Below are 18,752 nucleotides of genomic sequence, written 5' to 3'. Positions count from 1 at the left end.
TAATCGCTAGTGCTGATGCGTCGATAGATGACGTCGATCAACGTTTCATCGCGGGATCTCTGCCACCAGTGCAAAGCAGGCTTCAGCCAGTGCCGAACGCGGTGCACTGCGGCGCATGATCAAGCCCAGCCGGGCCAACGTGCAGGCGTCGGCAATCGGGTGCAGGTGCAAATGTTCGGTGAGCGTTTCCAGGCCGCCGTCCAGCGGCATGATCGCGCAACAAAAACCGCCATGAACAGCCTGCAGTAACTGATGAACGGCATCGGTCTGGATCAGCGGATTGGGTTGCAGGCCGCGACTGTGGAAGTTGTGATCGATCGATTGGCGAAAATGCATGCCGCTGGTCAGTGTGCCCAGCGGCAATTCGACCAGATCCGCCCAGCTCAACGGCGTATCACCAAACGTGAAGTGCCGACGGTCATACAGCAGCCCCATGCGCGTTTCGTCCAGGGTCAATGAGTCAAAGCGCTCGCTGTCCAGGCGTTCCAGGTACGAGACGCCCAGATCGATGCGATTGCTCGCCAGTTGCTCCAGAACCTGCTCGGAACTGAGTGACGACAGCTCAAAGCGCAGGTTGGGGTGCAACTGATGCAGGCGATGCAGCAACGGCAACGGATCGAAGCTCGACATGGGCACCACGCCCAGACGCAGCGTACCGACCAGATGCCCACGGCAGGCAGCGGCTTCAGCCTGCAAACCGTCATAGGCTGCCAGTACCGTACGCGCCCAGGCCAGTACGCGTTCGCCCGGCGCGGTAAACCCTTCAAAACGCTGGCCACGATTGACCAGCGGCAAGCCAAGCTCTTCTTCCAGGTTGCGCAGGCGCATCGACAAGGTCGGCTGAGTGATGTTGCAGCGCGCAGCCGCTTGACCGAAATGCCTTGTTTCATCAAGGGCGATCAGAAATTTAAGTTGCTTGATGTCCATGTGCACTCCGGTAGGCCGTCCAGACAGCCGATTCTACGCTTTCAGGCTGAACGATGGTCGAGCAACGTTGGTCGGAAGCCTGCAGCCCTTGACTTATAAGGGCTACAGTTATAGCGACATTCCTTGAACCACACTATGGGAGATCTAGAGAATGGGCCTTATCAGTTTTATCAAAGAAGCCGGCGAGAAAATTCTGGACGCGCTGACGCCAGACCATGCTAACGCAGACGACGTATTGAAAAAGCATATCTCCGAAGTGGGCCTGGGCAATCCCAATGTTCAGACTGAGGTCAGCGGTGGCACTGTCACCGTGAAAGGCCAGGTCGCCAATCAGGAGGAAAGGGAAAAGATTGTCGTCACGCTGGGCAATATTCATGGCGTGGATAAAGTCGACGACCAAATGACTGTTGCGGGCGGCGAGACTGCTGAATCCGAATACGTCGAAGTGAAATCGGGCGACACCCTCAGCGATATTTCCAAGCGCGTATACGGCGATGCCAATCAGTACCAGAAAATCTTTGAAGCCAACAAGCCGATGCTCAAGGACGTAAACAAGATTTATCCGGGCCAGAAGCTTCGTATTCCCAAGTGATCTGAAGCAGGTGCCCACTTTCGAGCGGGCACCTGTCAGCGTCACAACCCCTTGATCAACTCACGGTAGTCGCCCACCGCGGCAAACTCTTCGGTGTCTTTCGGGCCTTTCTGGCTGTTCGGCTGGCTGACGGCCAACAAGTGAGCAACGCCGAAGTGGCGCGCGCTGCGCAGGATCGGCAGGGTGTCGTCGATGAACAGGCTGCGCGCCGGATCAAACGCGGTTTCAGCTTTCAAAGCGTCCCAGAAATGCTGGCTCTCCTTGGGGAAGCCATAATCGTGGGAACTGATCAGGCGCTCGAAATAAGGTGCCAGTTCGATGCGCTCCATCTTCAGCGACAACGAGTCGCGGTGCGCATTGGTGATCATGATCACCCGCTTGCCGGCTTGCTTGATGGCCGCCAGAAAGGTTTCTGCGTCCGGGCGTAGCGCAATCATGTGCGCAATTTCCCGTTTCAGGTCGCGAACCGACAGTTTAAGCTCAGTGCTCCAGAAATCCAGGCAGTACCAGTTCAGCGTGCCTGCATTGTTTTCAAACAGCGGCTTTAATTCCAGCCAGGCCATCGCGAAACTGATGCCGTGAAGTTCGGCATAGCGCTGCGGCAGGTGTTGCATCCAGAAGTGTTCGTCGTAATGCAGGTCGAGCAACGTGCCGTCCATATCCAGCAGGACGGTATCGATTTCGCTCCAGGGCATGGAAAGCATTCTGGCCTCGTCAGGGGGTTGGTGTCGGGTCAAGCATATCCGACACAGACATCGGGAAAAGCTCGGTATAGTACCTCGTTCATGTAAAGGAGCCTGTCATGCGTCAGAAACCTACCGTACTTGCCCGCGCAATTGTCGCCAGCAGTCGTCTGTTCCGCGTTGAAGAGCTGCAGTTGCGCTTTGCCAACGGTGTCGAGCGGACCTATGAGCGTCTGGCCAGCCGAGGCACGGGCCCCGGTGCCGTGATGATTGTGGCCATGCTCGATGCCGATCACGCGGTATTGATCGAAGAGTATTGCGGCGGCACCGATGCCTACGAGCTGTCCTTGCCCAAGGGCCTGATCGAGCCGGGCGAAGACGTGCTTGAGGCCGCCAACCGCGAGCTCAAGGAAGAAGCCGGTTTCGGGGCGCACAATCTGGAATTGCTGACCGAACTGTCACTCTCTCCCGGTTACATGAGCCAGAAGATTCAGGTGGTATTGGCCACCGACCTTTACGAGGAGCGGCTGGAGGGCGACGAGCCCGAGCCGATTCGGGTTGACCGGATTAACCTGCGCGAGCTGTCGAGCCTGGCGCAGAATGCCCAGTTCAGCGAAGGCCGTGCACTGGCCGCGCTGTACCTCACCCGTGACCTGCTGACCCAGCGTGGACTGTTCCAGCCATGACCGATGCCTTGCAAAACCTGCCACACCCATTGCTCGCCCCGGTAATAGAGCTGGCACGACTGGCCGGGGAAGTGATCCTGCCGTTCTGGCGCGCCAACGTCACGGTGACCACCAAGACGGATGACTCGCCAGTGACCGCCGCCGATCTGGCTGCGCACCAGGTGCTGGTCGAAGGCTTGCAGGCACTTGATCCAGGTATTCATGTGCTCTCCGAAGAAGACGCCGACATCCCGCTCAGCGAGCGTGCGAGCTGGGAACGCTGGTGGCTGGTCGACCCGCTGGACGGCACCAAGGAGTTCATTTCAGGGAGTGAAGAGTTCACCGTCAACGTCGCGCTGATCGAGCATGGTCGGGTGGTGTTCGGTGTGGTGTCGATGCCGACCAATAACCGCTGCTACTTCGGCGGTGCAGGCCTGGGCGCGTGGCGCAGCGATGATATCGATCACGTCGAGCCGATTGCCGTGCGTAATCAGCCGGGTGACGGGCAGACCTTTACCGTGGTCGCCAGCCGCCGCCACACCAGCCCGCAGCAGGAACACCTGCTGGCCGGTCTGGCGAACGGGCTAGGGCCTTTGCAACTGACCAATATCGGCAGTTCGCTGAAATTCTGCCTGCTGGCCGAAGGCGCTGCCGATTGCTACCCAAGGCTTGCCCCGACTTCGCAATGGGACACCGCTGCGGCGCAAGGCGTGCTTGAGGGCGCGGGTGGCGCAGTCCTGCAACTGGACGGCCAACCGTTCAGCTACCCGGCACGCGAATCGCTGCTCAACCCCTTCTTCCTCGCGCTGCCCGCCAACGCCGCATGGCGCGACAAACTGCTGGTGCTGGCGCAGTCCTGAAACGCAGTGGACGCGGAGCGTCCAGAGCGGCGTTAACGCAGCGTGGAAACAAGCGTGAATCGGCTCCGCACAAGCTTCACCGATGCAACACAAACTGCCCGACAAACCGCACGGCCTGTTCGTCACTGTCCTGCGCGGTAATGCAGGTGTGCAAGGTCAGGCGGGCGCGGCCTCGGCGTTGGTAGGTGGTGAGGAATTTTTCCCACTGCGCCACCTCTGGCGCATCGCAGCGAGCAATCGCGTCGCTGCGCACGGGCAGCGGATAACTGATCTGCCCGTCCTGAATCACGATATGCCCATCGGTAATGCCCACTTCGTGCAGCCTCAGGTGTAACCAGCCCCAGCCGGCCAGCACTGCACCGCAGTACAGGCTGCCGCCGAACAGCGTGCTCTTGTGATTGACGTTGGGGGCCAGTGGCAAATGCAGGCGCAACGTGTGGTGGTGCCAGTCGATCACGCGCATGCCCATGTCGCGGGTCAGCGGGATGTCGTGGTGCAGCACCCGCTCCAGATCGCGGGCTGCCAGGTCATCCTTGGGTTCAATCGTTGTCATCGGACGCTCCACCGCTGTCGCCAAACGTCAGGCCGTGTTTGCGCAATTTGTCGTGCAGGGTTTTGCGCGGTACACCCAACGCTTCCGCCAGGCTGCGTACAGAGCTGTGTGGGCGAGCCAGCTCGGCGGCGATCAAGGCCCGCTCGAAACTTTCCACCTGATCACTCAACCCGCCGCCCGGCGGTGGCGCCTGCTCGGCATCGCCGCCTTCCAGCTCCAGTTCCAGGCCCAGCGCAAAACGTTCGGCGGCGTTTTGCAGCTCGCGCACATTGCCCGGCCAGTTGTGGCGCAACAACAGCGCCCGCTGCCCCGGCTTGAGTTCGTGTTGGGGAATACCGTGGCGCATGCTGGCCGCGTCGGCGTAATGCTCAAACAGCATCAGCGCATCTTCGCCACGCTCGCGCAATGGCGGGATACGCAGCGAGGCCACGTTCAGCCGGTAATACAAGTCAGCCCTGAAACGGCCCTGATCAGCCGCCTGACGCAGGTCTTCCTTGGTGGCGGCGATGATGCGGATATCCAGCGGGATTTGTTGATTGCTGCCCATCCGCTCGACAACACGCTCTTGCAACAGGCGCAGCAGCTTGACCTGCACATCCATACTCATGCTTTCGATTTCATCGAGGAACAGCGTGCCGCCATTGGCAAACTCGAACTTGCCGATGCGCCGCTTCTGCGCGCCGGTAAACGCACCGGGCTCATGACCGAACAGCTCGCTTTCGACCACTGACTCGGCCAGCGCCCCGGCGTTGATCGCCACAAACGGTCCGCTGCGGCGGTTGGACAGATCATGCAGGGCGCGGGCGACGACTTCTTTGCCCGCACCGGTCTCCCCCAGAATCAACACATCGGCGCGCGTTCCGGCCAGGGCGCCGATCTGTTCGCGCAGACGCAATATCGACGGTGACTGACCGATCAGCCGGGTGCTCAACTGCTGGCGATCGCTCAATGCCAGACGCAGGCTGCGGTTATCCAGCACCAGGCGGCGTAGCGCCAGAGCCCGGCGCACGCTGTCGAGCATGGCGTCGCTGGCAAAGGGTTTTTCCAGAAAGTCATAAGCCCCGGCGCGCATGGCTTTGACCGCCAATGGCACGTCACCATGACCGGTGATCAGCAGCACCGGCAGGTCGGGGTCTTGCTCGTGCAGTTGGTCGAGCAGTTCCAGGCCATCCATGCCCTGCATACGAATATCGCTGACCACCACGCCCGGCCAGTCGCGGCCGATACGTTCGGCAAGGCCTGAAGCCTGGGGCAGCGACAGAACGTTCAGACCGGCCAGGTCCAGCGTCTGACGCAAGGCCTGGCGCAGGTGCGAATCGTCGTCGATCAGCACCACTTGAATCTGGCTGTCGATGGCTGTTTCCGAACTCATGCGGAAAGGTCCTCTGGCGGTTGAAGATTGGCCCCTGAAGCACCGGCACGCAGGCGCAGGGTAAGCACTGCGCCGCCGCTCGGGTGGTTGGCGAACAGTAACTCGCCGCCCAGCGCGCGCATCAGCGTGTCGCAGATCGCCAGCCCAAGCCCAAGGCCCTGGGTGCGGGTCTTGGTAGTGAAGAATGGCTCGCGGGCCCGCGCCAGTGCTTCCTGAGAAAACCCGGGACCGTTGTCACGAATGTACAGGTTGACGCCGTCGGCGGTTTGCTCGGCACTTATCCACAGCCGGCGCGGCGGGCCTTTTTCGGTGAGGGCGTCCAGCGCGTTGGCCAGCAGATTGCCGAGCACCTGACGCAGACGCGTTTCACCGGCCTGCACCCACAGCGTCGCGTCGGGCAGGTCACGAATCAGTTCGACTTCCATCGCGCGACGGCGTTTGGTCAGCAATGCCAGCGCGTCGTCCAGCGCCGGCTGCAGTGCCACACTTTCAGGCGCATGACGGTCACGTCGGGCGAAGGCGCGCAAATGAGCGATGATCGAGGCCATGCGCCCGGTCAGTTCGCTGATCAGTTTGAGGTTGCCGCGCGCCTCTTCGGTACGCTGATGATCAAGCAGCACTTCGGCGTTCTCCGCATAACTGCGGATCGCGGCCAACGGCTGATTCAATTCGTGGCTGATGCTCGCCGACATGGTGCCCAGCGCGGTCAGTTTGCTGGTCTGGACCAGTTCGTCCTGGGCCTGCACCAGTTCCTGCTGCGCCTGTTCACGCTCCAGCACTTCCTGGCGCAGTCGGCTGTTGAGGCCTTCCAGATCGCTGGTGCGCTCGATCACGCGCATTTCCAGCTCGCGCCGCGCCTTGGCCTCGAAGGCGATGCGGTCCAGGTAGTGACGACGACGCTGCATCATCAAGCCCAGCAGCAGCATCAACACCAGCAGCGCCGCGCCGCCAATTGCCACCACCGTGCGTACCTGGCGATCAACCAGCGAGCGGGGCGCCAGAATATTCACGTTCCAGCCCGTCTCCTCGATAGCCTGGGTCTGGGCCAGCCAGGCGTGCTCGTCAATCCTCAACGGGCGAGGATCGCGGGTCGGGTAGGACTGGATCGCGACAATGGCCTTTTTCTCGTCATCGGTCAGATCGCGGGTCGCCCGAAACCGCCATTCCGGGTTGGAGGTGAGGATCACCACGCCACTCTGATCGGTCAGTAACAGTTGCTCGGGGGTCTTGCCCCACAGGGTTTCGGTGTGGTCCAGATCGACCTTGACCACCAGCACGCCGATCACCCGCTCGCCATCGCGTACCGGCCCGGCAAAGAAGTAGCCCCGCTTGGCCGAGGTGGTGCCCAGACCGAAGAAACGGCCGGTTCTGCCCGCCAGCGCATCGATGAAGTACGGACGAAACGAGAAGTTGCGGCCAATGAAGCTGTCTTTATGCTCTGAATTGGAAGCGGCAAGTGTCAGGCCGTTGGCGTCCATCAGGTACATGACATCGGCGCCGGTCTGGCGCGTTATGTCGCTGAGCAGGCGATTGGCGTTTTTCAGCGTCTCGCTGTCATGCGGTGCAACCAGTGCGCCGCGCAAGGCTGGCAGGTCGCCGAGAATCTGCGGCAGGGTTTCATAACGGTGCAGGGTGCCGAGCAGGTTGGCGACGTACAGGTCCAGGGTCTGGCGATTCTGATTGGCCAATACGCTGCGGTAATAACGCTCGGCCAGATGCTCAAGCGGCCACAATAACGGCGCCAGGCACAGCGCCAGCAGGGCAAGGCTGCGCCAGCGTGGGCGGGGCGGCAGAGCGGGAGTCATGGTCATCGATTGGCCGTCGCCGAGTGATTGACGATGCCTGTCGGCGAGAAGGCCGGTGCAGGCAACAGAAACACCCGGTCGATCCTGACGTGGGCATCAGGCGCGTATTATGCCCGCCGCCGACGTGTCAGGCACCCGGACATTGCGCCGAGGTGCCTGTGGTCATCGGTTCAGGAAAACAGATCGGCGTCTTTCAGGCTTTTGCCTTGCTGATCCTTGGCTGACAGGCTGGGCTCGCCGTCGAACTGCCAGTCGATCGCCAGGTCAGGGTCGTTCCAGGCGATACAGCGCTCGGCCGAAGGCGTGTAGTAGTCGGTGGTCTTGTAAAGGAACTCGGCATGCTCGCTGAGCACCACGAAACCATGCGCAAACCCTTCCGGAACCCACAACTGACGGGCGTTTTCAGCGGACAGCTCGACGCCGACCCACCGCCCGAAGTTCGGCGAACTGCGGCGGATGTCCACAGCCACATCCAGCACTTTGCCGACAGTGACGCGCACCAGCTTGCCCTGCGCGTTTTCGATCTGATAATGCAGGCCGCGCAGTACGCCTCGTTGCGAGCGCGAGTGATTGTCCTGTACAAACTGCCGGGTCAGGCCAGTGGCTTCCTGAAAGGCCCTTGCGTTGAAGCTTTCATAGAAGAAGCCTCGTTCATCACCGAATACCTTGGGCTCCAGAATCAGGACTTCCGGCAGTTGTGTGGCTACTACGTTCACGTGACTTCCCCTGCAATCTTCAATAAATAGTGGCTGTTCGACAGTTTGCACTCAGGCGTGCCGGTCGAAAAGTGCGGCGCTCAGGCAATCAGGTCTTTCGGGTCAGTAAAACCCAATCGCTGGCCCTGATAACTGCCGTCCTGAACCCGGCGGCACCAGTCCAGGTTGTCCAGGTACCACTGCACGGTCTTGCGCAGCCCGGACTCGAAGGTTTCTTCAGGCGTCCAGCCCAACTCGTTGTCGATCTTGCTGGCATCAATGGCGTAGCGCTGATCGTGGCCCGGCCGATCAACCACATAGGTGATCAGGTCGCTGTAATGCTGCACGCCGTCCGGATGCTGCGGGGCGAGCTCGTCGAGCAGTGAGCAGATGCCACGCACCACGTCGATGTTCTTCTGCTCGTTATGGCCACCAATGTTGTACGTCTCACCGACGTCGCCCTCGGTCACGACCTTGAGCAGCGCCCGCGCGTGGTCTTCGACGTACAGCCAGTCGCGCACTTGCAGGCCGTTGCCGTATACCGGCAGTGGCTTGCCCGCCAGCGCGTTGAGAATCACCAGCGGGATGAGCTTTTCGGGGAAGTGGAACGGTCCGTAATTGTTGGAACAGTTGGTCACCACCACCGGCAGGCCATAAGTGCGATGCCAGGCGCGAACCAGGTGGTCGGACGCAGCCTTGCTCGCGGAGTAAGGCGAGCTGGGCGCATAGGGCGTGGTTTCAGTGAACAGATCATCGACACCGTGCAGGTCGCCATACACTTCGTCGGTGGAAATATGGTGAAAGCGGAACGCCTGACGCTCGACGTCCGGCAGCTTCAGCCAATAGGCGCGCGTGGCCTCCAGCAGGCTGTAAGTGCCGACGATGTTGGTCTGCACAAACTCGGCCGGGCCATCGATGGAGCGGTCGACGTGGGACTCGGCCGCCAGGTGCATGATCGCCTGGGGCGCGAACCGCTCCAGCACTGCGCTGACCTTGGCTTGATCGCAAATATCGGCGTGCACGAATTCATAACGCGTGTTGCTCGCAATCGACTGCAGCGACTCAAGGTTGCCGGCGTAGGTCAATTTGTCGAAGTTCAGCACGTCGTGTTCGGTGTTGTTTATCAGATGGCGGATCAGTGCGGAGCCGATGAAGCCCGCGCCCCCAGTGACGAGTATTCGCATGAACTGACCTTCTTGTGTGTTCTGGAAGTAGTGCAGCATAGCGCTTGAGCGCGTATGACAGGATGAGGTCATTAAACCTGAGCACTCGAACGAATAAAACTCAGCCGATTTTCGATCTGAATCAATCGGCCTGATTGCTATAGTCGCCCGGCTGCCTATAAAGCCCTGCTCGCCGAGCCGGGGCCTGACAACACGATCGAGGTTTCCTCAATGCCGCTCGCCACGCTCATCCGCCGCTCCAGTCTGCCGTGCCCCGAAGTGAGCGTGGATCAGGCGCTGCAACTGCTTGCGCAGCATTACGGCCTGAGCGGCACGCTGAAAACGCTGGGTAGCCAGCAAGATCGTAATTTTTTGCTTGAAACCGACAAGCGGCGTTACGTGCTGAAAATCTGCCACGGGGCGTATTCGACCCGCGAGTTAATGGCCCAGCACGCGGCATTGCAACACCTGGCCAGCCACCGCGCAGTCAGTGTGCCCGGCGTGATACGCGCCAATGACACCGAGCCGCTGTTGTCCGTCGATGTCGACGGGCAGGCGGTGCACGTACGCTTGCTGGAATTTATCGACGGGCAGTCGCTGGGGCATGTCGGGCACCTGAGCCATGACATCGTAGTCGGGCTGGGCGAGTTGTGCGCCCGCGTTGATCTGGCGCTGGCCGATTTCGAGCATCCTGGCCTGGAGCGCATCCTGCAATGGGACCCGCGCCATGCTCAGGCGCTGATCAAGCACCTGTTGCCCGTCATCAAGGACGCCGACGCCCGTGCCTGCGTGATTGAAGCGGGCGAGCAGGCTCATCGTCGCCTGTTGCCGTTGATCCCTTCACTGCCGATACAGGCGGTGCACCTGGATATCACCGAGCACAACGTGGTCTGGCTGCGTGATTCGCAGCGCCAGTGGCAAATGCAGGGGCTGATCGACTTCGGCGATCTGGTGAGCACCTGGCGAGTGGCTGACCTTTCGGTAACCTGCGCGGCGCTGTTGCACCATGCCGAGGGCGATCCGTTGTACATCCTGCCGGCCATTCGCGCCTACCACGCGCTCAATCCGTTGAAGCGCGAAGAGTTACAGGCGCTCTGGCCGCTGATCGTGGCGCGTTCTGCGGTGCTGGTACTCAGCAGCGAACAGCAGGCCAGCGTCGAGCCAGGCAACGCTTACATTCAGGCCAACCTTGCTGGCGAATGGAACATCTTCGACGTCGCGACTTCAGTGCCGATGGCCCTGATGGAAGCGGCGATTCTGCAGGCGGCAGGGGTGGATCTCCCGTCTGTCGATCAGCCCGTCTACCAGCCGCTGTTGCCCGGTCTGCCGGGGCTCACGCCGACAGTGGTTGATCTGGGCGTGCTCAGTGAACACTTCGTTGCAGGCAACTGGGAGCAGGGCGGTATCGATGAATACCTGCTCTCGCAAGCGGCCGGTGACGATGGCCTGGCGGCCAGTCGTTTCGGCGAGTATCGGCTGTCGCGCACCTTGCCTGACTGCGCGAAAGAGCCCGAGACGTTCGCCTTGCACGTTGAACTGCACGTGCCCGCCGGCACCGCTGTGCATGCTCCCTTCAGCGGCACTTTACGGCTGACGGCAGATGCGGCATTGCTGCTGGTCGGTGACGCAATAAGCCTGAAGCTGTGGGGCGTTTTGCCGAATGCTTCGTTGGCGGATCACGTGTCAGCAGGCGCGTTGATCGGGCAGGGCGGCGGTTCGCTGTTGCTGCAACTGTGCACCGCGCCAGACCTCAGCCCGCCACTGTTCACCACGCCATCCTGGGCGGCCGCCTGGCGCAGGTTCTGCCCATCGCCTTCAATGCTGCTCGGTTTTGACTGCGACGCGCCGGCGCTTGCAGACCCCGCGCAGTTGCTGGCGCGCCGTGATGCCAGCTTCGCCCGCTCGCAAAAACACTACTATCAGGCGCCGCCGCAGATCGAGCGCGGCTGGCGCAATCACCTGATCGACATGCAGGGCCGTTCCTATCTGGATATGCTCAATAACGTCGCGGTCCTCGGCCACGGCCACCCGCGCATGGCTTATGAAGCGGCGCGGCAGTGGTCGCTGCTCAACACCAATTCGCGCTTTCACTATGCGGCGATTGCCGAGTTTTCCGAGCGCCTGCTCAAACTTGCGCCCGACGGCATGGACCGGGTTTTTCTGGTCAACAGCGGCACCGAGGCCAACGATCTGGCGATCAGGCTGGCCTGGGCCTACAGCGGCGGGCGCGACATGCTCAGCGTGCTAGAGGCTTATCATGGCTGGTCAGTGGCAACCGATGCCATTTCCACGTCAATCGCCGACAATCCGCAGGCGCTCAGCACCCGTCCCGACTGGGTGCACCCGGTCACTGCGCCCAACACTTATCGCGGGCCGTACCGTGGCGCAGACAGCGCGCCGGAGTACGTGCGCAGTGTCGATCAGGTGCTGGCAGCGCTCGCCGAACAGCAGCGCCAGGTGGCGGGTTTTATCTGTGAGCCGGTGTATGGCAATGCGGGCGGCATCTCGTTGCCGGCGGGCTATCTGCAGCAGGTGTATCAAAAGGTTCGCGCGGTGGGTGGCGTGTGCATTGCAGATGAAGTGCAGGTGGGCTATGGCCGCCTGGGTCATTACTTCTGGGGCTTTGAAGAGCAGGGTGTGGTCCCGGACATCATCAGCATGGCCAAGGGCATGGGCAACGGCCACCCGCTGGGCGCGGTCATTACCCGTCGTGAGATTGCCGAAGCGCTGGAGGCTGAAGGCTACTTCTTCTCGTCATCTGGCGGCAGCCCGGTCAGTTGCCGAATCGGCATGGCGGTGCTGGAGGTCATGGAGGAAGAAAAACTGTGGGACAACGCGCGGATTGTCGGCGACCACTTCAAGGCACGCCTGCAAGCACTGACCGATAAACATCCGCTGGTGGGCGCGGTGCATGGCATGGGGTTTTATCTGGGCGTTGAGTTGGTCCGCGACCGCCAGACCCTGGAACCCGCCACAGAAGAAACCGCGCAACTCTGCGAGCGCTTGCGTGAGCTGGGCATCTTCATGCAGCCGACCGGCGACCACCTGAACATCCTGAAAATCAAACCGCCGATGTGCACCACTCGCCAGAGTGTGGATTTTTTCGTCGATAACGTGTCGAAGGTGCTGTACGAACTGGAATAGAGGACGCAGAGCGTCCAGAACGGCATACCCACGCGGAGCATGGGCACGATAGGTGGCGCCCGGACGCCTATCGTTCCACAGCGTGGGAATGCCGTTCTGGACGCTCCGCGTCATACCCAGCTCGCAGGAATAGGCACAGTCATGAAATATAATCAGATTAATATCGGCAAAAATAACAAAATGCCGTGTTCTCGCTGAATTTTTCGCTTTTAATCCCGATTTTTATCCGCTATAAAGACCCCCATAATCGTCATCGCCCGTCTGCTATGGTGATAAGTCCTTTGCATCCGCCCCTGGAGATATTTTCATGAGCCGTATCGTTTCTGTCGCTGCTACCCAGATGGCCTGTTCCTGGGATCTGGAAGCCAACATCGAAACCGCTGAAAAGCTGGTGCGTGAAGCTGCCGCCAAGGGCGCACAGATCATCCTGATTCAGGAACTGTTCGAAACCCCGTACTTCTGCCAGAAGCCGAACGCGGACTATCTGCAGTTGGCGACTACGCTGGAGTCCAACGTTGCGATCAAGCATTTCCAGAAAATCGCCAAAGAGCTGCAAGTCGTGCTGCCGATCAGCTTCTTTGAGTTGGCGGGGCGTGCGCGTTTCAACACCATTGCGATCATCGACGCAGACGGCACCAACCTGGGCATCTACCGCAAGAGCCACATACCGGATGGCCCCGGCTACCACGAAAAGTACTACTTCAACCCAGGCGATACCGGCTTCAAGGTCTGGCAGACCCGTTACGCGAAAATCGGCGTCGGCATCTGCTGGGACCAGTGGTTCCCGGAATGCGCGCGCAGCATGGCGTTGCAGGGCGCAGAAATCCTGTTCTACCCGACCGCCATTGGCAGCGAGCCGCATGACAAGACCATCAGCTCCCGCGACCACTGGCAGCGTGTGCAACAAGGCCATGCCGGCGCGAACCTGATGCCGCTGATTGCCAGCAACCGCATCGGCAACGAAGAGCAGGACGGCTACGACATCACCTTCTATGGCTCGTCGTTCATCGCCAACCAGTTCGGTGAGAAAGTCGCCGAGCTCAATGAGACCGAAGAAGGCGTGCTGGTTCACAGCTTCGACCTGGACGAGCTGGAGCACATTCGTAGCGCCTGGGGCACGTTCCGTGATCGCCGTCCGAACCTGTACGGCGCGGTCAAGACCCTCGACGGTTCGCTGGAGTCCTGATCGCCATGACCACGCTCAACAGCACGCCACGCGCCGACGGTTTTCACATGCCAGCCGAATGGGCACCGCAAACCCAGGTCTGGATGGTCTGGCCCGAGCGCCCGGACAACTGGCGCCTGGGTGGCAAGCCCGCCCAGGCCGCCCACGTTGCCATCGCCAAGGCCATCGCCCGCTTCGAGCCGGTCACGGTGGCAGTGTCTGCTGCGCAGTACGACAACGCCCGTGCGCGGCTGGACATGCCCAACATTCGCGTCGTGGAAATGAGCAGCAACGATGCCTGGGTGCGCGACAGCGGCCCGACCTTCGTCATCAATGACCGTGGCGAACTGCGTGGCGTGAACTGGGAGTTCAATGCCTGGGGCGGCTTCGATGGCGGCTTGTACGCGCCGTGGAATCTGGACTCGCAAGTGGGCAGCAAGGTGCTGGAAATCGAGCGTTGCCCACGTTATGCCACCCAAGGCTTCGTGCTGGAAGGCGGCTCGATCCATGTGGATGGCGAAGGCACACTGATCACCACTGAAGAGTGCTTGCTCAATCGCAACCGTAATCCGCACCTGACCCGCGAACAGATCGAAGCGGTACTGAGCGACTACCTGGCTGTGGATAAGATCATCTGGCTGCCGGATGGCTTGTTCAACGACGAAACCGACGGGCATGTGGATAACTTCTGCTGCTATATCCGTCCGGGCGAAGTGTTACTGGCCTGGACCGATGATCCCGAAGACCCCAACTACCCACGCTGCCATGCCGCGTTGAGTATTTTGGAAAACACCCGTGATGCGCAGGGTCGTGCGTTTATCGTTCATAAAATGCCGATTCCCGGCCCATTGTTCGCGACAGAAGAAGAATGCGCAGGCGTCGATCAGGTGCACGGCAGCCAGGAACGCAACCCATCGGTGCGCCTGGCCGGCTCCTATGTGAATTTTCTGATCGTCAACGGCGGCATTATCGCGCCGAGTTTCGATGATCCGATGGACGAAAAGGCCCGTGAAATCCTGCAAAAGCTGTTTCCGGAGCACGAAGTGGTGATGGCACCAGGCCGGGAGCTGCTGCTCGGCGGGGGAAATATTCACTGCTTGACGCAGCAACAGCCAGCCCCTTTCAAGGCCTAGTGCTTCATGACTAGTTGTATCTGACAGCAACTGGTTGGTCCCGATCTTGCTCTATCAAGCTCATCATCTGATGGGCTTTTTTTCGTTATCTTATAACTACATTTCACGCAGGCTCAGTGGAAATTGTTGTAAATCCGATTGGCGAAAAACCGTTTCATTAGCTTGACTGTCACACGGCGGCAGTAGATTTAGCCCCTCATGAATCAAGAGGTTTTCGTTATGAACGCAGGTATGAACCAGCAGTATGTTCGTGGTTTCTCTGCTTCTCCCAGTAACGAGGCCCGCCAGTTGATGGCGGATTGGTTAAGGACAACCAGGCCTGCGAAACCAAGGCCGGATGTGCGTGCGATGCTGTTGCGGCGCTACCCGGCAGGACTGCTCAACGATGCCGAATTTGAAGCATTGCTCCGCGTTCTGACTGACTAGACAACACTCAGGCCGAACGCTCTGGCTCGGCCATCTGCTCGTTTGACACCTTCAGGCACCGGGACTAGGATTCGCGCCCCACTGCCTGTGGCCAGACCCCCTGTACGTGCATCAGTAGTCCACTGCGATTCTCGTGCGGCTCTCTATACTGCTTGTTCAGAGGCTGGAAGCCAGGACGGCCATTGGCCGTCGCCACAGCGCGTGTCAATTCGCAGAAAAGGAAGACAGGATGCTAACCAAACGTATGGGCATGCTCGCTTTGGGCATCATCAGTGCCAGTCAGGCCATGGCCGAAGGGCAGGCAGATTCAAAGGGTTTTGTTGAGGACAGCAGGCTGACCGTCAACCTGCGTAACGCCTACATCAATCGCGATTATAAAAACGACCGGGAAGACAAGTCCGAATGGGGCCAGGCTTTCATGGGCACCTTCGCGTCCGGTTTCACTCAAGGCACGGTTGGCGTGGGCGTCGATGCCTTTGCGCTGTACGGCATTCGCCTGGATGGCGGCAAGGGCCGCAGTGGCAACGGCGGTATCGATTTCTTCAAGCAGGGCGACAGTGGCGCAGCGGCCGATGACCTGTCTCGGGCAGGTGCAGCGGTGAAGGCGCGCTTCTCGAAGACCGTCATCAAATACGGCGACCAGATGCCGCAATTGCCGGTGCTGAGTTACGACAATTCCCGTCTGCTGCCAGAAAGCTACACCGGCACCATGATCACCTCGAAAGAGATCGACGGGCTTGAAGTGGTTGCAGGACGTTTCACCCAAGAGGCCCGTAAAAGCGCCGAAGGTCGCGACAGCGGGGATCTGAAAAGCATCAATGTCTACGGTGCCAGCTACAAATTCACCGATGAATTCAGCGCTGCGTTCTACGCTTCCGACAACGAAGACGTGCTCAAGAAGCAGTACGTCAACCTGAACTACGTCTTTGCCCTGCCGCAAGACCAGTCGCTGACCTTCGACTTCAACGGCTACAAGACCAAGCTGGATAAAGACTTCACCACCAGCGATGCGCGTGACAACAAAATCTGGAGCCTGGCAGCGACCTGGGCCGTCGGCATCCATTCCTTCACCCTGGCGCACCAGCGCAGCACCGGTGACATGGGCTACGCCTACGGAGGCTATCGCAACGACGGTGGTTTTGGCGACGGCGGCAACACCATCTACCTTGCCAACTCCTACTGGTCCGACTTCAACGGCAAGGACGAGCGCTCGTGGCAAGCAGCCTACGGCGTGGACTTGTCCAGCCTCGTCATGCCTGGCCTGAGCTACAAGGCTGCCTACGTGCGCGGCGACAACATCGACGATGGCACCGCTGGCAGTGGCGACGGCACCGAGCGCGAGATCTTCAGCCAACTGACCTACGTGGTTCAAAGCGGCCCGGCCAAAGACCTTTCGATTCGCCTGCGCAACTCGTTCCTGCGCGTCTCCGATGATGCACAGGCCTACAACAGCGAAGGCAACGAAACGCGCATTTTCGTTGATTATCCGATTAACGTTTTTTGATCTGAGGGCGGCGGCGTGGCACAGAGCGTCGCCTATCACTCAATCCGCAATCAACTGCACGAACACTGCGAAGCTGCCAAGGAATATCCAGAAAAAACTGAACAGCCAAGGGCTGCGCTTGGAGAACAACAAGGACTTTTTCGGCCCGGTTTCGCTGGACTCCCAGTCGCTGAATAACGGTGAGTCGTCGTAGGTCAGCCCGATGACAGGCTCGCTGAGCAGCAACTGAGACTGTTTGTGATGCCAGTGCTGAATGATGTCGCATGCCGCCCGAATGCCTGGCCAGGCGAACAACGTACTGAGCAGCCCCAGCAAGGCCAGCATCGGCGGCACCACCAGCGTGAACATCGCGCCCCATTCTGTGTTCATGTTCGCCATCGACGATGCGTAGGCAATTACCAGAAATGACTGCGCCGACAAATAAGCGTTGGTGCGGTTGGACAGGTTAGTGGTTTCGTAATGAATTTCGCGTCGATAGAAATCCAGCCGTTCCTTGGGCGAGCCAAATAATTTGACCTGCTGCTCATCCACCACATGCTGAGGTGTCTGATCCGTAATGATTCTGGGCACTGGGCTTACCGATGTGTAAAAGATGCTGGATAGACCCCCATCTGCATCAAGCGGTTCGACTTAAAACCTCGGCATAAGGGACCGTTCATCCTGTGAGCACTGTTCGACGCAAAGGGACATCGTCATGACCATTCCTGAAAAACCTACCAGCAGCAACCAGCGATATCGCCTGACGAACCTGGGAAAAGCCGTTCGCAAGCGACTCGACGAACAGTGAATGCCTGGCCGGTGAGGTCGGCCAGCAGAACTCAAAGCAGGCACAGAGCTCATTTTCTGATGAGAGTGACTCCAGAATCGGGTGTCTGACATCAAGCTTTTGATACTGGAGCAAATACAGTGCAGCAGATCTTGAAAAATGCTTCCGAAGTCACGCTAACAACGGTTCAGCCTGAAGACTTTGAAGCCCTCGTTGCACTGCGTATCGAAGCCATGCGCGAAAGCCTCGAGCGCGTTGGCCGGTTCGATCCGGTGCGCGCTCGAGAGCGTTTTCGTGAAGGCTTCTCGGCGCCGGATACACGCTATATCGATGTTGCCGGCAACAGGGTCGGCTTCGTCGTCGTCAAGGCGCTCGCCGATGGTCTGGTGCTGGACCACCTGTACATCAAACCCGATGCGCAAGGGCAGGGCACAGGCTCTGCGGTGCTTCGCCAAGTGTTCGCCGAAGCGGACGCAACTTCGTCGACATTACGAGTCGGCGCGCTGAAAGAAAGCGACTCAAACCGTTTCTACCTCCGCCACGGTTTTCAGCTCGTTGAAAGCGGCGAGTTCGATAACTACTACGTCCGCCCCAACGCCTGATGAGTCGCTGACAGGGTGTGACAACCTGCCGTGGCGGCCTTTTCGGCTGCACGGGCGGCATCGAAAGCGACCAGTGGGCGTGAAAATTTATAAGTGAGCTGTGCGCCTGCTTGCAAAGACAAATGTTTTTTGTCAGTGTAAAGACCAATGTCATTACAATCGGAGGCCGTACTGATGGCGTCTATTAATGTTCGTATCGACGACGATCTCAAAGCTCGTGCTTATCTCGAGCTTGAAAAGCTTGGCGTCACTCCTTCGGAATTGCTGCGTCAAACCCTGCAGTACGTGGCAGAGCGCGGCCAGCTACCGTTCAAGACCGTACTGATGACCGAGGAAGACGAAGCGTTGCTTGCAACAGTGCGCGAGCGCCTTGCGGCTCCGCAACGGGTCAAGGTTTCACTGGATGACTTATAGCCTCGAGTTTGATGCGCGAGCTCTGAAGGAGTGGCGCAAATTAGGGGATACCGTGCGTCAGCAGCTCAAGAAAAAGCTGGCTACGATTCTGGTTGCACCGCGCGTTGAAGCAAATCGTCTGCATGCGTTGCCCGACTGCTACAAAATCAAACTGCGCAGCAGCGGCTATCGGCTGGTTTATCAGGTTATTGACCAAGAGGTTGTGGTCTTCGTGGTTGCTGTGGACAAGCGTGAGCGAGATGAGGTTTACCGTAAGGCGGCTGATCGGTTGAGTGGGTAAATG

The 18,752-nt window shown here is 59.7% G+C and carries 19 protein-coding genes and 1 pseudogene; 12 read left to right on the top strand and 8 right to left on the bottom strand.

The window, feature by feature from the left end; genetic code table 11:
• Positions 1–45: 45 nt before the first annotated feature.
• Positions 46–927, bottom strand: coding sequence for a LysR family transcriptional regulator (locus tag PSPTO_RS27945; RefSeq protein WP_005769869.1), 882 nt, complete (start codon positions 925–927; stop codon positions 46–48).
• A gap of 151 nt (positions 928–1,078) precedes the next feature.
• On the opposite strand from PSPTO_RS27945, the gene lysM reads away from it, so the two are divergent.
• Positions 1,079–1,519, top strand: a complete 441-nt coding sequence (gene lysM / locus PSPTO_RS27940) for a peptidoglycan-binding protein LysM (RefSeq protein ID WP_005769871.1) — start codon at positions 1,079–1,081, stop codon at positions 1,517–1,519.
• A gap of 41 nt (positions 1,520–1,560) precedes the next feature.
• Here lysM and yrfG read toward each other — a convergent pair whose 3' ends face one another.
• Positions 1,561–2,223, bottom strand: a complete 663-nt coding sequence (gene yrfG, locus PSPTO_RS27935) for a GMP/IMP nucleotidase (RefSeq protein ID WP_005769873.1) — start codon at positions 2,221–2,223, stop codon at positions 1,561–1,563.
• A gap of 98 nt (positions 2,224–2,321) precedes the next feature.
• Between yrfG and nudE the strand changes: the two genes are divergently transcribed.
• Together nudE and cysQ are read left to right on the top strand one after the other, a co-directional pair.
• Positions 2,322–2,888, top strand: coding sequence for an ADP compounds hydrolase NudE (gene nudE / locus PSPTO_RS27930; protein ID WP_005769875.1), 567 nt, complete (start codon positions 2,322–2,324; stop codon positions 2,886–2,888).
• A complete protein-coding gene (cysQ, locus tag PSPTO_RS27925; RefSeq protein WP_005769877.1) occupies positions 2,885–3,727 on the top strand; it encodes a 3'(2'),5'-bisphosphate nucleotidase CysQ in 843 nt (280 codons plus the stop codon). The genes nudE and cysQ overlap by 4 nt, the downstream gene beginning before the upstream one ends.
• Positions 3,728–3,803: 76 nt before the next feature.
• On the opposite strand, the gene PSPTO_RS27920 is transcribed toward cysQ, so the two are convergent.
• The 5 genes from PSPTO_RS27920 to rfbB all read right to left on the bottom strand — a co-directional run bounded on the left by PSPTO_RS27920 (position 3,804) and on the right by rfbB (position 9,336).
• Complete coding sequence (locus PSPTO_RS27920) at positions 3,804–4,280, bottom strand: YiiD C-terminal domain-containing protein (protein ID WP_011105468.1); 477 nt, start codon at positions 4,278–4,280, stop codon at positions 3,804–3,806.
• Positions 4,267–5,652, bottom strand: coding sequence for a sigma-54-dependent transcriptional regulator (locus PSPTO_RS27915; RefSeq protein ID WP_007246574.1), 1,386 nt, complete (start codon positions 5,650–5,652; stop codon positions 4,267–4,269). Before PSPTO_RS27915 ends, PSPTO_RS27920 begins: the two co-directional genes overlap by 14 nt.
• Positions 5,649–7,457 carry a sensor histidine kinase gene (locus PSPTO_RS27910; protein ID WP_007246575.1) on the bottom strand — a complete coding sequence of 603 codons (1,809 nt, stop codon included), beginning with the start codon at positions 7,455–7,457 and terminating at the stop codon, positions 5,649–5,651. The genes PSPTO_RS27915 and PSPTO_RS27910 overlap by 4 nt, the downstream gene beginning before the upstream one ends.
• 170 nt (positions 7,458–7,627) lie before the next feature.
• Positions 7,628–8,173, bottom strand: a complete 546-nt coding sequence (gene rfbC / locus PSPTO_RS27905; RefSeq protein WP_007246576.1) for a dTDP-4-dehydrorhamnose 3,5-epimerase — start codon at positions 8,171–8,173, stop codon at positions 7,628–7,630.
• Between the two features lie 80 nt (positions 8,174–8,253).
• Positions 8,254–9,336, bottom strand: a complete 1,083-nt coding sequence (gene rfbB, locus PSPTO_RS27900; protein WP_011105467.1) for a dTDP-glucose 4,6-dehydratase — start codon at positions 9,334–9,336, stop codon at positions 8,254–8,256.
• 210 nt (positions 9,337–9,546) lie between these two features.
• Between rfbB and PSPTO_RS27895 the strand changes: the two genes are divergently transcribed.
• From PSPTO_RS27895 to PSPTO_RS27875, 5 genes are all read left to right on the top strand, one after another.
• The gene (locus tag PSPTO_RS27895) at positions 9,547–12,459 is read left to right on the top strand and encodes an aminotransferase (protein WP_011105466.1); all 2,913 of its coding nucleotides are present in this window, start codon (positions 9,547–9,549) and stop codon (positions 12,457–12,459) included.
• A 307-nt stretch (positions 12,460–12,766) separates the two neighbouring features.
• Positions 12,767–13,645, top strand: coding sequence for an N-carbamoylputrescine amidase (gene aguB / locus PSPTO_RS27890; RefSeq protein ID WP_003380768.1), 879 nt, complete (start codon positions 12,767–12,769; stop codon positions 13,643–13,645).
• 5 nt (positions 13,646–13,650) lie between these two features.
• A complete protein-coding gene (gene aguA, locus PSPTO_RS27885) occupies positions 13,651–14,757 on the top strand; it encodes an agmatine deiminase (protein ID WP_011105465.1) in 1,107 nt (368 codons plus the stop codon).
• A 219-nt stretch (positions 14,758–14,976) separates the two neighbouring features.
• The gene (locus PSPTO_RS27880) at positions 14,977–15,183 is read left to right on the top strand and encodes a hypothetical protein (protein WP_057443202.1); all 207 of its coding nucleotides are present in this window, start codon (positions 14,977–14,979) and stop codon (positions 15,181–15,183) included.
• Between the two features lie 229 nt (positions 15,184–15,412).
• Complete coding sequence (locus PSPTO_RS27875; RefSeq protein ID WP_011105463.1) at positions 15,413–16,687, top strand: OprD family porin; 1,275 nt, start codon at positions 15,413–15,415, stop codon at positions 16,685–16,687.
• Between the two features lie 39 nt (positions 16,688–16,726).
• Here the strand turns inward: PSPTO_RS27875 and PSPTO_RS27870 are convergent, their stop codons facing one another.
• Positions 16,727–17,221, bottom strand: a complete 495-nt coding sequence (locus PSPTO_RS27870) for a hypothetical protein (RefSeq protein WP_010209025.1) — start codon at positions 17,219–17,221, stop codon at positions 16,727–16,729.
• A gap of 154 nt (positions 17,222–17,375) precedes the next feature.
• On the opposite strand from PSPTO_RS27870, the pseudogene PSPTO_RS30740 reads away from it, so the two are divergent.
• The 4 genes and pseudogenes from PSPTO_RS30740 to PSPTO_RS27855 all read left to right on the top strand — a co-directional run.
• Positions 17,376–17,474, top strand: a pseudogene (locus PSPTO_RS30740) (Fic family protein); the annotation flags it as partial.
• Positions 17,475–17,593: 119 nt separating this feature from the next.
• Positions 17,594–18,055, top strand: a complete 462-nt coding sequence (locus PSPTO_RS27865) for a GNAT family N-acetyltransferase (protein ID WP_011105462.1) — start codon at positions 17,594–17,596, stop codon at positions 18,053–18,055.
• A gap of 174 nt (positions 18,056–18,229) precedes the next feature.
• Entirely contained in the window at positions 18,230–18,469 is a 240-nt protein-coding gene (locus PSPTO_RS27860; protein ID WP_002551444.1) for a type II toxin-antitoxin system RelB/DinJ family antitoxin, read from the top strand.
• Positions 18,459–18,749: a type II toxin-antitoxin system RelE family toxin gene (locus tag PSPTO_RS27855; protein WP_011105461.1), complete on the top strand. Its 291-nt coding sequence runs from the start codon at positions 18,459–18,461 to the stop codon at positions 18,747–18,749. Before PSPTO_RS27860 ends, PSPTO_RS27855 begins: the two co-directional genes overlap by 11 nt.
• Positions 18,750–18,752: the final 3 nt, after the last annotated feature.

The organism is Pseudomonas syringae pv. tomato str. DC3000 (assembly GCF_000007805.1).
In the GTDB taxonomy this organism is placed as follows: Bacteria; Pseudomonadota; Gammaproteobacteria; order Pseudomonadales; family Pseudomonadaceae; genus Aquipseudomonas; species Aquipseudomonas avellanae.
Note: the sequence above shows the minus strand (reverse complement) of the source record. Positions and strands in the feature narration are given on the sequence as shown.

What these genes read in the sequence shown, in the direction of transcription:
- PSPTO_RS27945 (WP_005769869.1), bottom strand. Translation starts at nt 927, where the DNA reads ATGGACATCAAGCAACTTAAATTTCTGATCGCCCTTGATGAAACAAGG.
- lysM (WP_005769871.1), top strand. Translation starts at nt 1,079, where the DNA reads ATGGGCCTTATCAGTTTTATCAAAGAAGCCGGCGAGAAAATTCTGGAC.
- yrfG (WP_005769873.1), bottom strand. Translation starts at nt 2,223, where the DNA reads ATGCTTTCCATGCCCTGGAGCGAAATCGATACCGTCCTGCTGGATATG.
- nudE (WP_005769875.1), top strand. Translation starts at nt 2,322, where the DNA reads ATGCGTCAGAAACCTACCGTACTTGCCCGCGCAATTGTCGCCAGCAGT.
- cysQ (WP_005769877.1), top strand. Translation starts at nt 2,885, where the DNA reads ATGACCGATGCCTTGCAAAACCTGCCACACCCATTGCTCGCCCCGGTA.
- PSPTO_RS27920 (WP_011105468.1), bottom strand. Translation starts at nt 4,280, where the DNA reads ATGACAACGATTGAACCCAAGGATGACCTGGCAGCCCGCGATCTGGAG.
- PSPTO_RS27915 (WP_007246574.1), bottom strand. Translation starts at nt 5,652, where the DNA reads ATGAGTTCGGAAACAGCCATCGACAGCCAGATTCAAGTGGTGCTGATC.
- PSPTO_RS27910 (WP_007246575.1), bottom strand. Translation starts at nt 7,457, where the DNA reads ATGACTCCCGCTCTGCCGCCCCGCCCACGCTGGCGCAGCCTTGCCCTG.
- rfbB (WP_011105467.1), bottom strand. Translation starts at nt 9,336, where the DNA reads ATGCGAATACTCGTCACTGGGGGCGCGGGCTTCATCGGCTCCGCACTG.
- PSPTO_RS27895 (WP_011105466.1), top strand. Translation starts at nt 9,547, where the DNA reads ATGCCGCTCGCCACGCTCATCCGCCGCTCCAGTCTGCCGTGCCCCGAA.
- aguB (WP_003380768.1), top strand. Translation starts at nt 12,767, where the DNA reads ATGAGCCGTATCGTTTCTGTCGCTGCTACCCAGATGGCCTGTTCCTGG.
- aguA (WP_011105465.1), top strand. Translation starts at nt 13,651, where the DNA reads ATGACCACGCTCAACAGCACGCCACGCGCCGACGGTTTTCACATGCCA.
- PSPTO_RS27880 (WP_057443202.1), top strand. Translation starts at nt 14,977, where the DNA reads ATGAACGCAGGTATGAACCAGCAGTATGTTCGTGGTTTCTCTGCTTCT.
- PSPTO_RS27875 (WP_011105463.1), top strand. Translation starts at nt 15,413, where the DNA reads ATGCTAACCAAACGTATGGGCATGCTCGCTTTGGGCATCATCAGTGCC.
- PSPTO_RS27860 (WP_002551444.1), top strand. Translation starts at nt 18,230, where the DNA reads ATGGCGTCTATTAATGTTCGTATCGACGACGATCTCAAAGCTCGTGCT.
- PSPTO_RS27855 (WP_011105461.1), top strand. Translation starts at nt 18,459, where the DNA reads ATGACTTATAGCCTCGAGTTTGATGCGCGAGCTCTGAAGGAGTGGCGC.